This is a genomic window from Pseudomonas sp. GW821-FHT07G06 (genome assembly GCF_058986625.1).
The window spans coordinates 358335-371355 of the sequence record NZ_JBYSVW010000003.1; the positions used below are offsets into that span (position 1 = coordinate 358335).

General features: G+C 61.8%; 11 protein-coding genes. 8 read left to right on the forward strand and 3 right to left on the reverse strand.

Annotated elements, in window-relative coordinates; all coding sequences use genetic code 11:
- The first annotated feature begins 17 nt into the window (after nucleotides 1-17).
- A complete protein-coding gene (locus AC3WJW_RS08295; protein WP_493725697.1) occupies nucleotides 18-989 on the forward strand; it encodes a thymidylate synthase in 972 nt (323 codons plus the stop codon).
- 106 nt (nucleotides 990-1095) lie between these two features.
- Here AC3WJW_RS08295 and cadR read toward each other — a convergent pair whose 3' ends face one another.
- Nucleotides 1096-1545: a Cd(II)/Pb(II)-responsive transcriptional regulator gene (gene cadR, locus AC3WJW_RS08300; protein WP_217836640.1), complete on the reverse strand. Its 450-nt coding sequence runs from the start codon at nucleotides 1543-1545 to the stop codon at nucleotides 1096-1098.
- A 93-nt stretch (nucleotides 1546-1638) separates the two neighbouring features.
- Between cadR and AC3WJW_RS08305 the strand changes: the two genes are divergently transcribed.
- The 7 genes from AC3WJW_RS08305 to AC3WJW_RS08335 all read left to right on the forward strand — a co-directional run bounded on the left by AC3WJW_RS08305 (nucleotide 1639) and on the right by AC3WJW_RS08335 (nucleotide 10215).
- Entirely contained in the window at nucleotides 1639-3900 is a 2262-nt protein-coding gene (locus AC3WJW_RS08305) for a heavy metal translocating P-type ATPase (RefSeq protein ID WP_493725698.1), read from the forward strand.
- 16 nt (nucleotides 3901-3916) lie between these two features.
- Nucleotides 3917-4780 carry a LysR family transcriptional regulator gene (locus AC3WJW_RS08310; protein ID WP_493725699.1) on the forward strand — a complete coding sequence of 288 codons (864 nt, stop codon included), beginning with the start codon at nucleotides 3917-3919 and terminating at the stop codon, nucleotides 4778-4780.
- 251 nt (nucleotides 4781-5031) lie between these two features.
- On the forward strand, nucleotides 5032-6108 hold the full coding sequence (locus AC3WJW_RS08315; RefSeq protein ID WP_493725700.1) for a putative 2-aminoethylphosphonate ABC transporter ATP-binding protein: 1077 nt from the start codon (nucleotides 5032-5034) through the stop codon (nucleotides 6106-6108).
- A complete protein-coding gene (locus AC3WJW_RS08320) occupies nucleotides 6108-7832 on the forward strand; it encodes a putative 2-aminoethylphosphonate ABC transporter permease subunit (RefSeq protein ID WP_493725701.1) in 1725 nt (574 codons plus the stop codon). The genes AC3WJW_RS08315 and AC3WJW_RS08320 overlap by 1 nt, the downstream gene beginning before the upstream one ends.
- A 33-nt stretch (nucleotides 7833-7865) precedes the next feature.
- Nucleotides 7866-8891, forward strand: coding sequence for a putative 2-aminoethylphosphonate ABC transporter substrate-binding protein (locus AC3WJW_RS08325; RefSeq protein ID WP_428609781.1), 1026 nt, complete (start codon nucleotides 7866-7868; stop codon nucleotides 8889-8891).
- 135 nt (nucleotides 8892-9026) lie between these two features.
- A complete protein-coding gene (locus AC3WJW_RS08330; protein WP_493725702.1) occupies nucleotides 9027-9593 on the forward strand; it encodes a phosphonate degradation HD-domain oxygenase in 567 nt (188 codons plus the stop codon).
- Between the two features lie 91 nt (nucleotides 9594-9684).
- Nucleotides 9685-10215 (forward strand): hypothetical protein, encoded by a 531-nt coding sequence (locus AC3WJW_RS08335; protein ID WP_493725703.1) that lies wholly within the window; start codon nucleotides 9685-9687, stop codon nucleotides 10213-10215.
- A gap of 12 nt (nucleotides 10216-10227) precedes the next feature.
- Here the strand turns inward: AC3WJW_RS08335 and AC3WJW_RS08340 are convergent, their stop codons facing one another.
- Both AC3WJW_RS08340 and AC3WJW_RS08345 read right to left on the reverse strand, forming a co-directional pair.
- On the reverse strand, nucleotides 10228-11604 hold the full coding sequence (locus AC3WJW_RS08340) for a GTPase/DUF3482 domain-containing protein (RefSeq protein WP_493725704.1): 1377 nt from the start codon (nucleotides 11602-11604) through the stop codon (nucleotides 10228-10230).
- Complete coding sequence (locus AC3WJW_RS08345; protein WP_493725705.1) at nucleotides 11597-12967, reverse strand: DUF2868 domain-containing protein; 1371 nt, start codon at nucleotides 12965-12967, stop codon at nucleotides 11597-11599. Before AC3WJW_RS08345 ends, AC3WJW_RS08340 begins: the two co-directional genes overlap by 8 nt.
- Between the last annotated feature and the right edge of the window lie 54 nt (nucleotides 12968-13021).

Consider the following 13021-nt stretch of genomic DNA (forward strand, 5'->3'; position numbering starts at 1 on the left):
AAGGACACAGGTAATTCATGAAGCAATATCTCGAACTGGTCGCCCACGTCATCAAGAACGGCACCAAGCAGGCCAACCGTACCGGCGTGAACACCATCAGCTTTCCCGGTGCGATGCTGCGTTATGACCTGCAGGAAGGTTTCCCGGCGATCACCACGCGCAAGATGGCCTTCAAATCGGCCATCGGCGAAATGTGCGGATTCCTGCGTGGCGTGAACAACGCTGCCGAATTCCGTGCCCTGGGCTGCAAGGTCTGGGACCAGAACGCCAATGAAAACGCCCAGTGGCTGGCCAACCCGTTCCGCCAGGGCGAAGACGACCTTGGCGAAATCTACGGCGTGCAATGGCGCAAATGGCCAGCGTACAAGCAGATTCCGCTCAGCAACCCGGCCGCCATCGAGCAGACCCTCAAGCAAGGTTATCGCCAGATTGCCGAAGGCGAGGAAAACGGCCAGGCCTACGTGGTGCTGTACAAGGCCATCGACCAGGTTCGCCAGTGCGTCGACACCATCATCAATGACCCGGGCAGCCGTCGCATCCTGTTCCACGGCTGGAACTGCGCCCAGCTCGATGAAATGGCCTTGCCACCGTGCCACCTGCTGTACCAGTTCCACCCGAATGTCGAGACCAAAGAGATCTCCTTGACCCTCTACATCCGCTCCAACGACCTGGGCCTGGGCACGCCGTTCAACCTCACCGAAGGTGCTGCGCTGCTGAGCCTGATCGGTCGGCTGACGGGTTACACGCCACGCTGGTTCACCTATTTCATCGGTGATGCGCACGTCTACGAAAATCACCTGGAAATGCTCAACGAACAGCTCAAGCGTGAACCGTTCCCGATGCCGAAACTGGTGATTTCCGACCGTGTGCCGGAGTTTGCCAAGACAGGTATGTATCAGCCGGAATGGCTGGAACTGGTCGAGCCGGGCGACTTCTCGCTGGAAGGCTACGAGCACCACGCGCCAATGACCGCACCGATGGCGGTCTAAAACTCACGCATCCCCTGTAGGAGCTGCCGCAGGCTGCGATCTTTTGATCTTTTACAATCAAGATCAAAAGATCGCAGCCTGCGGCAGCTCCTGCAGGGGGATCGTGTTAGTGGCCGTGACTACGGCCGACATGGGAATGCTCAGCCTCCGTCGCCACAACCCCGCCGCTCACTTCCAGCCGCTGCAAAATCCCGCATTGATCGATACCCGGCCTCTCGCCGCAGCGTTGGCGCAGGTCGAGCAGTTGTGCCTGCAAGGCCAGCAGGCCGTCGATCCGCGCCTTGACGTGGTGGATGTGCTCGTCGATCAGTGCGTTGACGCTTTCGCATTGGTCCTGCGGACTGTCGCGAAATGCCAGCAGGCTGCGGATTTCCTCGAGGGTCATGTCGAGGGTGCGACAGTTGCGGATGAAGGTCAGGCGCTCGGCGTGGGCCTGGGTGTAGACGCGATAGTTGCCGTCACTGCGGGCCGGTTCCGGCAGAAGGTTCTCGCGCTCGTAGTAGCGGATCGTCTCTACGGCGCAGTCCGTGAGTTTCGCCAATTCTCCAATTTTCATGACGACAATCTCCATAACTCCAAAATGGGTGCTTGACCCTGTAGTGGCTACAGGGTCTTTACTGGGCAACAGGCACTCTTATGGACGCAACCAATGAGCGATTCTCAGCATACCCACAAACCTGTGGCCGAACATGAAATCGGCGTTAAGCTTCGACCCTTGCCCAAGCATGACCATGGCGGTCACGGCGACGCTTGCTGTTCATCAAGAACGGCAGCGCCTGCGCGGGTCACGCTGAGCGAATCGCCGACGGCGGGTGCCCGTCTGAGCAGCTTTCGCATCGAGGCGATGGACTGCCCGACCGAACAGACGCTGATCCAGAACAAGCTAAGCAAGCTGACAGGCGTACAGCAGCTGGAGTTCAATCTGATCAACCGGGTACTCGGCGTGACCCACGATTTGCCTGGCACCGAGCCAATCATCGAGGCGATCAAGTCCCTGGGCATGCACGCCGAACCGCTGGAGCAGGGGGCTGAAACACCGGCAGCGAAACCCGACAGGAAACACTGGTGGCCATTGGCGTTGTCCGGCGTGGGCGCATTGTTGGCGGAAGTCATCCACTTCACCGCGACCGCGCCTGATTGGGTGGTCGCGGTCATTGCGCTGGTGTCTATCCTCAGCGGCGGTCTCGGCACCTATAAAAAGGGCTGGATCGCGCTCAAGAACCTCAATCTGAACATCAACGCACTGATGAGCATTGCCGTCACCGGCGCCGTCCTGATCGGTCAATGGCCGGAAGCGGCGATGGTGATGTTCCTGTTCACCGTGGCCGAGCTGATCGAGGCTCGCTCCCTGGATCGCGCGCGCAATGCCATCGGCGGGCTGATGCAGATGGCGCCGGAGCAGGCGACGGTGTTGCAGGCCGACGGCAGTTGGGTCGAGCAGGATGTCAAAATCATCGAAATCGGCGCACGGGTGCGTGTTCGTCCCGGCGAGCGCATTGGTCTGGACGGCGAGGTCCTGTCCGGGCGTTCGACCATCGACCAGGCGCCCATTACCGGGGAAAGCCTGCCGGTGGAGAAAACTGTCGGCGACAAAGTGTTCGCCGGCACCATCAATCAGGCCGGTTCCCTTGAGTACGCGGTCACTGCCGTCGCGGGCAATTCGACTCTGGCACGTATCATCCACGCCGTTGAACAGGCGCAGGGCGCGCGGGCGCCGACCCAACGATTCGTCGATCAATTTTCGAAAATCTACACCCCGGCGGTGTTTGTTCTTGCGCTGGCAGTGGCGGTTATCCCGCCGCTGTTCATGGACGCGTTGTGGTTCGACTGGATCTATCGGGCGCTGGTGCTGCTGGTGGTGGCGTGCCCGTGTGCGCTGGTGATTTCCACGCCGGTGACCATCGTCAGCGGCCTCGCGGCAGCGGCGCGCAAAGGGATTCTGGTCAAGGGCGGCGTCTATCTGGAGGGCGGTTACAAGCTCGACTACCTGGCCCTGGACAAGACCGGCACCATCACCCACGGCAAGCCGGTGCAGACCGATTACCTGTCGCTGGACCCGACCGCCGATGCATCGGCGCCAGCCATTGCCGCCGCCTTGGCCGGGCGCTCGGATCACCCGGTTTCCCTGGCCATCGCCAAAGCGGCTGTGGATAACCAAAGCACGACGCTGATTGTGGATAACTTCGAAGCCCTGGGCGGGCGCGGTGTGCGCGGCGAGATCAACGGCCAGCTCTACCATTTGGGCAACCATCGTCTGGTGGAGGATCTGGGCCTGTGCTCGCCAGCACTGGAAGAGAAACTGTTTGCCCTGGAAAAGCAGGGCAAGTCGGTGGTGCTGCTGCTTGATTCGTCCGGTCCCTTGGCACTGTTCGCTGTCGCCGATACGGTAAAGGCGTCCAGTCGCGAAGCCATCGAGCAACTGCATGACCTGGGCATCAAAACCCTGATGCTCACCGGCGACAACGCCCACACCGCGCAGGCCATTGCCGCGCAGGTTGGCATCGACGAAGCCAGGGGCGACCTGTTGCCGGGGGACAAATTGCAGTCTATCGAGGCCCTTTATGCCCAGGGGCACCGGGTCGGCATGGTCGGCGACGGCATCAACGACGCGCCTGCGCTGGCGCGTTCCGAGATCGGTTTCGCCATGGCCGCCGCTGGCACCGATACCGCGATCGAAACCGCCGATGTCGCCCTGATGGACGATGATCTGCGCAAGATCCCGGCATTCATTCGCCTGTCGCGGCAGACGTCGAGCATCCTCAAACAGAACATCGCCCTGGCGTTGGTCATCAAGGCGATCTTTCTTGGGGTAACCTTCGCCGGGGTCGCTACCATGTGGATGGCAGTGTTCGCCGACATGGGCGTGAGTTTGCTGGTGGTGTTCAACGGTTTGCGCCTGCTGCGCAAGTAAAGAATGAGGGGCGGTTGTGCTGAGTGCCGAGCTGAAGGCGTTTTACATGGTGGCCCGCCTGGGCAGTATTACCCAGGCTGCCAAAAAGCTTGGCCTGAGCCAGCCGACGGTGACGACGCAGATCCGCAACCTCGAAAGTCAGTATGCGGTCGAGCTGTTCTACCGTGGCGGTCGGCGTCTCAGCGTCAGCGAGGAGGGCGCGCGGCTGTTGCCGATGGTCAAGGTGCTGATGCAGCAGGAAGCCGACATCGAGTTTTTCCTGCGCAACTGCGGCCAGGTCCAGGGCACATTGCGTATTGCCGCCACAGCGCCGTATTACATCCTCGACCTGGTGAAAACCTTTCGCGAGCGCTTACCGCAGGTGGAGGTGTCGGTGGAAATCGGCAATTCCCAGCAAGTGCTCGAAGCGCTGGAAGATTACCGGGTCGATGTCGCGGCGTCGTCGCAGCTGCTCGATGACGCTCGGCTGATTCGCCGGGTGCTCGGCAGCGATCCGCTGGTGCTGGCGGTGCATCGCAATCATCCACTGGCGGTTCACGATCACGTACCACTCGGCGCCCTGGCCGGGCATACCCTGCTGATGCGCGAACCGGGCTCGACCACCCGACGCTTGACCGAGGAGTTGCTGGCCAGCGCCGGAGTGAGTTTCGGGCCGTTGCTGGAGATCGGCAGCCGCGAATCGATCCGCGAAGCAGTGCTGCGCAACATCGGCATCAGCATCATCGCCCGCCAGGAAGTACCCCATGATCCGCAACTGCGGGTGCTGACCATCGAGAATGCACCGCAGATTCCCGAATACCTGTATTGCCTCAAGGAACGCAAGGGCGCGCGGTTGCCGGCGGCGTTTCTCGGGTTGGCGCAGGAAATGTCCCCGGCCTGAATTCTGGGGTGTCTGTACCGGCCTCATCGCGAGCGAGCTCGCTCCCACAGTAGGTTTGAGGTGAAACACAAATTGTGTGAACACCCAAAATCCCTGTGGGAGCGAGCTTGCTCGCGATGGCGGCTGATCAGGCGACTTAAAACTTAACCCAAAATCCTTGAATACCACTATTGGCAGTTTTTGCCTTACTGCCACATGACGGACTCATTACAACCCTAGGATGGCCTTCATCTGCCAGATGAGGTCCGTCCATGAACAACTCGATCGCTACTGCCCTGACCAACCCTGGCGCCCCGATGAAGGTGCGCGGCGTACAGAAACGTTTCGGCGCTTTCACCGCACTGGATAACGTTTCACTCGACGTGGCGGCCGGTGAGCTGGTGTGTCTGCTGGGGCCGTCGGGCTGTGGCAAGACCACCCTGCTGCGCTGCATCGCCGGCCTGGAAAAGCAGGACAGCGGCGAGTTGTACCTGGGGGATCGCGACGTTTCCTACCTGGCTCCCCAGGCGCGGGACTACGGCATTCTGTTCCAGTCTTACGCGTTGTTCCCCAATCTCACCGTCGAAGCGAACATTGCCTACGGCCTCGCCGGCAATGGTCGCGACCAGATTCGCCAGCGTGTCGGTCAGATGCTGGAACTGGTCGGCCTGAGCGGCAGCGAGAAAAAATATCCCGGTCAGTTGTCCGGTGGCCAGCAGCAGCGGGTTGCACTGGCTCGCGCTCTGGCCCCGGCACCTTCGCTGTTGCTGCTCGACGAGCCGATGTCGGCCCTCGACGCCCGGGTGCGCGAGCATCTGTGTACCGAACTGCGGCAGCTGCAACGCAACCTCGGCATCACCACCCTGATGGTGACCCACAATCAGGACGAGGCCATGTTGATGGCCGACCGTATCGCCGTGATGAACAACGGCAAGGTCGAGCAGTACGCCACGCCCCAGGAAATCTACAACCGCCCGGCCACGCCGTTCGTGGCGGAGTTCGTCGGCCAGGGCAACTGGTTGCCGTTCCAGCGCAGCAGCGATAGCCATGCCCAGGTCGGCGGGATGAGCATGCGTCTGGCCGATGGCGGTGCCAAGACCGCGTCGGGCCGTTTGTTCTGCCGTCCGGAAGCGATCAACGTCAATCCGCTGGTGCACGAGGAAAACCTGTTCCCGGCCAAGGTGTGTGAGATCACCTTCCTCGGCAACCGCTGCCGCATGAGCTTCGAACTCGATCATTTGCCGGGCCATGCGCTGTTGGCGGAGCTGGCACCGGAAGCCATGCCGCGCCTTGGCGCCCGGCAGATCATGGTCGCATTGCCGCCGCGCAGCCTGCAGGTGTTTGCCTGATGAGCGCGAACATCGCGCTGCCGCTGCCACACAAGCAGGTTCGGCAGACTTCCCGTGCCGAGATCGGTGACCGGCTGTTCGTGGTCGGCGGCAAAGTGCTCCTGCTGGTGCTGTTGGGCGTTGCCGTATTGATGCCGCTGCTGGCGATCTTCTGGCGTGGTTTCAGCGCTGAAGCCGGGCAGGGTGGTGGTTGGGTTGCAGCGAAAGAGCTGGTGACCAGCGAGAACTTCCACTGGTTGCTCGGCAACAGTCTGAAGGTTTCCCTCAGCGTCGCGGCGATTGTCGTACCCCTGGCTTATCTGTTTGCCTACGCGCTGCAACGCACCCTGATTGCAGGTAAAGGCATCTGGCGTGGCATTTCCCTGCTGCCATTGATGGCGCCGTCGATGCTGCCCGGGATTGCGTTGGTTTACCTGTTTGGCAACCAGGGCATGCTGCGTGGCCAGCTCTCGGACAACATCTACGGCTTCTGGGGCATTGTTCAGGGTGAGGTGATCTACACCTTCCCCCACGCCTTGATGATTCTTCTGTCGGCCTTGTCCCTGGCGGATGCGCGACTGTTCGATGCGGCTTCAAGCATGGGCGCCAGTCCGGCGAAAGCGTTCCGCAGCATCACCTGGCCGGCGACCCGTCAGGCGGTTTTCGCGGCGTTCTGCCTGGTGTTCACCCTGACCATCACCGATTTCGGTGTTCCGGTGGTGGTCGGCGGCGATTACCAGGTGCTGGCGCTGGAAGCCTATAAAGCCGTGGTCGGCCAACAGCAATTCGGCCGCGGTGCCCTGATCGGCATGGTGTTGTTGCTGCCGGCGCTGTTCAGCTTTGGCGTCGACGCCTGGTTGCGTCGCCGTCACGGCGACTCCATGAGTGGTCGTGCCCAGGTGTTCAAGCCTGCGCCATCGAAACTGCGCGACGCGTGCTACCTGGCCATCGTCCTGTTGATCAGCGCGGCATTGCTGCTGGTATTCGGCATGGCGGTGTTCTCGTCCCTGGTGAAGTTCTGGCCGTACAACCTGTCGCTGTCGCTCAACCACTACCAGTTCAATGAAACCGCCGGCGGTGGCTGGCTGGCCTACGGCAACAGCTTGAAGATGGCTTTGGGCACGGCGTTGATCGGCAGCCTGCTGATTTTCACCGGCACCTACCTGATGGAAAAAACCAGGGGGCAGCGTGGCCTGAACCTGACCTTGCGCATGCTCAGTTTCGTACCGATGGCGGTGCCGGGCCTGGTGTTGGGGTTGGGTTACGTCTTCTTCTTCAACCTCACCGGCAACCCGCTGCATGTGCTGTACGGGACCATGACCCTGCTGATCGTCTGCACCATTGCGCACTATTTGACCACCGCGCAAATGACCGCCACCACCGCATTGCGTCAACTCGATGCCGAGTTCGAAGCCGCCGCGCTGTCGCTCAAGGCGCCGCTGTACCGCCACTACTTGCGCGTCACCGTGCCGATTTGCCTGCCGGCTTTGCTGGACATCGTGCGCTACCTGTTCGTCTCGGCCATGACCACCGTCTCGGCGGCGATCTTCCTCTACAGCCCCGACACCATCCTCGCGGCGGTAGCGGTGCTGAACATGGACGACGCCGGCAACGTCGGCGGCGCGGCGGCGATGTCGACCCTGATTCTGTTCACCTCGGCGGGCGTGTCCCTGCTGCTGGCCTGGGCCTCGCGCGGTTTGCTGCGCCGCTCCCAAGCCTGGCGGCAGACCGCGCCCGGTCACTGATTCACACCCTCAACTCAAATACAGGAAAAGATCATGTTCAAGCCTATGGCCCTGGCCGCCGCTGTCCTCACCGCTTTCAGCCTGAACGCCTTTGCGGCGAAAACCGAGTTGACGGTGTACACCGCCCTCGAAGCCGAACAGCTGAAAACCTATAAAGAAGCCTTCGAAAAGGCCAACCCGGACGTCGAAATCAAATGGGTGCGCGATTCCACCGGCATCATCACCGCCAAACTGCTGGCCGAAAAAGAACGCCCGCAGGCGGACGCCGTGTGGGGCCTGGCGGCTTCCAGCCTGGCGATCCTCGACCAGCAGGGCATGCTGCAAAGCTATGCACCGAAGGACCTGGGCAAGATCGGCGCGAACTACCGTGACGCCGCCAACCCGCCAGCCTGGGTCGGCATGGATGTCTGGGCCGCGACCATTTGCTTCAACACCGTCGAAGCCGAAAAGCAGGGCCTGACCAAACCCGTGAGCTGGCAAGACCTGACCAAGCCTGAGTACAAAGGCAAGATCGTCATGCCGAACCCGGCATCGTCCGGCACCGGCTTCCTCGACGTCAGCGCCTGGCTGCAAACCTTCGGCGAGAAGCAGGGCTGGGCCTACATGGACGGCCTGCACCAGAACATCGGCCAGTACGTTCACTCCGGTTCCAAGCCTTGCAAACTGGCGGCCGCGGGTGAATTCCCGATCGGTATTTCCTTCGAATACCCGGCTGTTCAACTGAAACGCCAGGGCGCGCCGCTGGACATCATCCTGCCGAAGGAAGGCCTGGGCTGGGAAATCGAAGCGACTGCCGTGATCAAGGGCACTGCCCACGAGGAAGCCGCGAAGAAACTGGCTGACTTCTCCGCCAGCCCTGAGGCGATGGAGTTGTACAAAGAAAACTTCGCCGTGCTCGCCCAGCCTGGCATCGCCAAGCCGCAAACCGAACTGCCAGCCGACTACGAGCAGCGCCTGATCAAGAACGACTTCGCCTGGGCTTCGAAGAACCGCGACGAGATCCTGACCGAATGGCGCAAGCGTTATGATGGCAAGTCCGAGAAAGTGGCGGCCAAGTAAGATCTTTATCGGCTGAAAGGGCCTCTTCGCGGGCAAGCCCGCTCCCACAGGGAAATGCGTTCCAATGTGGGAGCGGGCTTGCTCGCGAAAGCGGTCTACCATTCACCACAAATCTCACTGATCGGGAGACTTCTGATGCACAGCCATGAACAAACCGTCGCCAAGGTCTTCGCCCTCTACGAACGCTTTGGCGACAGCGATTACATCGGCGAGCCGGTGTCGCAGATCGAGCACATGTCCCAGGCCGCCCAATGCGCGATGGCCGAAGGCTTCGACGACGAAGTCGTGCTGGCGGCGTTCTTCCACGATATCGGGCACATCTGCGCCGAGGGTGCCGAGAACATGGGCGGCTACGGCGTGGTCAGCCACGAACGGCTGGGCGCCGATTATTTGCGCAATGCCGGCTTCAGCGAACGCATGGCCCGGTTGGTCGAGTACCACGTCCAGGCCAAGCGTTATCTGACACTCAGGGAACCTGGGTACTACGAACGCCTGAGCGAGGCCAGTCGCCGGACCCTGGAATATCAGGGCGGTGTGATGACCGAAGCCGAAGCCGATGCCTTCGAGCAGGACCCGTTGTGCAACGTCAGTTTGCGCATGCGCCAGTGGGATGAACAGGCCAAGGAGATGCATGTACCGGTGATTGATCTGGAGGTGTTGAAGCACAAAGCCATCGGAGTCTTGTCTCTCGAGGCATGCTGAAACGCCCTACAAGCAAAAGAAACTGTTCGCGCAGAGAGTTCCGACGAGACGGGCTAGCTTGATCGGCCCTTCTTCAATGAGAAACTCCACCATGCGTTATTTGAAAGTGACTGCCCAGGACCGCAGCGCGAACGGCAAGGCCGACACCGTCCTCCTGCATTTTTTCGAGGAGAGTAGCGGGGCAGAAGACAGGCTCATCCATAAAGCCTATGCGCTGGATATCACGGCTGATGGCGAGGTTGATTTCCAGGTCGGTGATGTGAACAACGACGGTAAGGAAAACACCAAGGACGAGCGGTTGCTCAAGTCGTTTGCAAACGCCTACTTGCAGCTCAACTGGTTCAACCGCGGCGATACCTGGAATCGCTATCTGAAGATATTCACCGAAGACTTCGCCAATGATGCTTCGCCAGACACCGTGCGCCTGCACTTTCATGAAGGCGTCGGCAAACCGTCGGATCAAACTATCGTTTACACCGCCTCTGCCTATGACACCAACAACGACGGGAAGATGGATTGGCTGATCCACTTCGATATGGATAACGACGGTGACCAGGATGCGGTGGATCAGCAGCGCGTCTCACAGCTCAGCACTGCTTATCTGCAGTTCAACTGGCGCTGACGATCAGCAGGTTCACAACTGCTGCGCCAACACCTCAACCTGCTCCTGCCGCTCGGCCTGATTCAATTTGGCATGAGGATTGAGCGACGACCACTGCGGATGCGCCCGCGCCTTGCTCAACGCCTCGGGCAGCTTGCCTTCGCGCCAGCTCTTTTCCTGAGGCGTGGCCACCTGGATGCTGTCCATCGCCGCATGCCCGCGGGCGTTCAGCGCCTGCAGCAATTGCCGCTGGCGCAGCGCCAACAGACGCAGCACGTTGTCATCCACCGTCAGTTCGCGCTGGCCCTTGATCTTGCCCAGCAAGCGGCTGCCATAACTGCGCGCGGTTTGCAGGGCGCCACCGGCAATGGCACCAGCCAGTGCAGCGGCGCCGAGCGTAATCCCGCCCACCAGCAAATCGACCCCGGCCCCGGCAGCGGCGCCTGCGGCAATTCCACCACCGACGCGCACACCCAGTTGCTTGAGGGTTTCCGGGTTGAACAGGTCATCGCCCCAACGGCCGTCGAGCAGCGGCAAATCACTGGCCGCGGCATCCTGTGGGCGGAAGGCGTAGAGCTTGAGCAGGGCCTCGACGCAGCGCTGCTCGCGCTGGCGTACGGCTTTGCGCAATTCGCTGATCGCCTGTTGTTCTTGCTCGGCTTCACTGACCACGCTGCGCCGGCAAGCCGCGCAATCGATCAGCAATTCGGCAATCAGTCGCTCCGCGCTTTGCTGGCGAGCCAGGCGCTGGGCCTGCTGATCGGCGATCAGGCGCTCGAGTTGCGGACGGGCCGTTTCCAGCAGCAGGGCGAGACTTTCATAGAGTCGACGTTCGCCGTCTTCCGGCGGCGCGACACTGTCGAAACGCACCAGGGCATGCAAGCCCAGCCGCGCCAGCGCTTCACGCCAGGCCGGTTCGCGGTGGTTGGCGCTGCTGACGAAATTCAGCACCGGCAGCAAGGGTTTGCCGCAACTGGCCAACACTTCCAGCTCGTCGCGATACTTGGCCAGCACCGGCTCACGGGCGTCGATCACATAGAGACCGGCATCCGACGCCAGCAACTGGCGCAGCACCTTGGCTTCCTGTTCGAAGCGTTGCCGGGCTTCGCTGCCCTCAAGGAAACGCGCCAGGCGTGCCGGACCGTCGAGGCGTTCACCCGGACGTTCCAGGCGTTCGAGGTAATCGAGCAGGGCGATGGCATCTTCCAGGCCAGGGGTGTCGTAGAGGTCGAGCAGTGGCTCGCCGTCCACCGAAAGGCGGGCGCCTTCGACGTGCCGCGTGGTACTGGGACGATGGGACACTTCACCGAAACCGACGTCGCGGGTCAGGGTACGCAACAACGAGGTTTTACCGACGTTGGTGTGACCGACCACAGCGAGTTTCAGAGGCTGCTTCCTGGTGTCAGTCATGCCCCGTCTCCAGCCAGTTCATCGGTGCACAATCGGCAAACGGCAACTCAAGCTGTTGCAGCGCCACGTGCCAATCGCCCAGGCGTTCGGCGTCCAGCGCTTCACCGGGCGGTGCTTGCAACAACCACACGCGGGTGGCGCTGGCGCTGCGGGCCAGTTCGGCAATCAAGGCCAGGCTGCCGCGATCCGGCGAGCGCCGTGGGTCGCAGGCGATGGCCAGGCGTGCCGGGGGAAAGCGGCTCAGTTGTTCGAGGAGTTTGTGCCTCGATTCGCGACTGTCGAGGATGCCCGCGTTACGGACGTTTTTCGGCAATGGCGGTGGCCACGGGCGTTGGTCATCCAGTTCGATGGCGACCAACAGCGCGCCGTCGCTTTGCTGCTCGGTGACACCGCTTTCCACGCGATGCAATTGCGCCGGTGCCGCATCGCTGACGCCGAGGCGTTCGCTGGTGGGCATCAAGCGTTCGCGCAGTTGCGCGTAGCCGGGCAGGTTCAAATCCAGGCGCAGCGCCGTTTGCCCTGTCTTCCAGCGCCACAGGCAAAACAGCACGAGCAGCAGGCGCGGCAAAACGCCGTAGACCAGCAGTACGCCCACCAGCCAGGCGGCCCAGGCCTGGCGAGCGCTTTCGATGCTCAGTGCGGCATCGCCACTGGCGCGGATCATCTCCACGGTCGGCACACTGAAGCCAAGCAGGGCCGGTAACGCACCCAGCGCCTGAGTGACGGCGATAAAGGTGTCGGCACCGAGGATTGTGGTTTCCCAGACGAAGCCGTAGCGCCGGGTCGCCATCAACATCAGCAGGATCACCAGCGCGCTGAGCATCGCCAACAACCACAGGCTGTTGACCAGCACGCCGATGGCCCAGCGATTGAGTTTCTGCCGTTGCAGTAACAGGAGCAGGGCGGGGGCCAACTGCGCGGCCTTGGCGTCACGAGCGAGTTTTTCACTGAGCCAAAGCCACAGGCGTCCGAGGCTGGCGCCGTGTTCGCCAGCAAATACCAGTCCCAGGGCCCAACTCAGCAGCAAGATCAGATTGAGCCCGAGCAGGCTGCCCAGGGCCCAGAACACATTCACCGGGTGCAGGCCGTCGCCCATCGCCGCGAAGGCCAGGCCGGCGCCGCTGATCACCGCCAGCACGGCCATTACGATCAGCGCCAGCCGCGAGCCTTGCAGCCAGTGTTTGAGGGCTGCAGTCAGGCCATCGCGTTCAGCCAGCCACAGGGCGCGGCGTTGAATGCGCGCCGGCAAATCGCCGCCGGCGCTGCGGGCCAGTCGGTTGGCTTCCAGGTCTTCCAGCGGGCCTGCGTGTTCTTCGCGCAGGCGGATGGTTTCTGTCAGCCAGAGGGTATTGAGTTCAGTCACGCGGCATCCCGTCGCTTAAATGAGCTGTGAGCATAACCGCTGTGGCGCTGGTCG

Excerpts from the sequence above, each read along its gene's own strand:
- AC3WJW_RS08325 (WP_428609781.1), top strand. The coding sequence starts at position 7,866 with ATGTTCAAGCCTATGGCCCTGGCCGCCGCTGTCCTCACCGCTTTCAGC.
- AC3WJW_RS08305 (WP_493725698.1), top strand. The coding sequence starts at position 1,639 with ATGAGCGATTCTCAGCATACCCACAAACCTGTGGCCGAACATGAAATC.
- AC3WJW_RS08295 (WP_493725697.1), top strand. The coding sequence starts at position 18 with ATGAAGCAATATCTCGAACTGGTCGCCCACGTCATCAAGAACGGCACC.
- AC3WJW_RS08320 (WP_493725701.1), top strand. The coding sequence starts at position 6,108 with ATGAGCGCGAACATCGCGCTGCCGCTGCCACACAAGCAGGTTCGGCAG.
- AC3WJW_RS08340 (WP_493725704.1), bottom strand. The coding sequence starts at position 11,604 with ATGACTGACACCAGGAAGCAGCCTCTGAAACTCGCTGTGGTCGGTCAC.
- AC3WJW_RS08315 (WP_493725700.1), top strand. The coding sequence starts at position 5,032 with ATGAACAACTCGATCGCTACTGCCCTGACCAACCCTGGCGCCCCGATG.
- AC3WJW_RS08335 (WP_493725703.1), top strand. The coding sequence starts at position 9,685 with ATGCGTTATTTGAAAGTGACTGCCCAGGACCGCAGCGCGAACGGCAAG.
- AC3WJW_RS08330 (WP_493725702.1), top strand. The coding sequence starts at position 9,027 with ATGCACAGCCATGAACAAACCGTCGCCAAGGTCTTCGCCCTCTACGAA.
- cadR (WP_217836640.1), bottom strand. The coding sequence starts at position 1,545 with ATGAAAATTGGAGAATTGGCGAAACTCACGGACTGCGCCGTAGAGACG.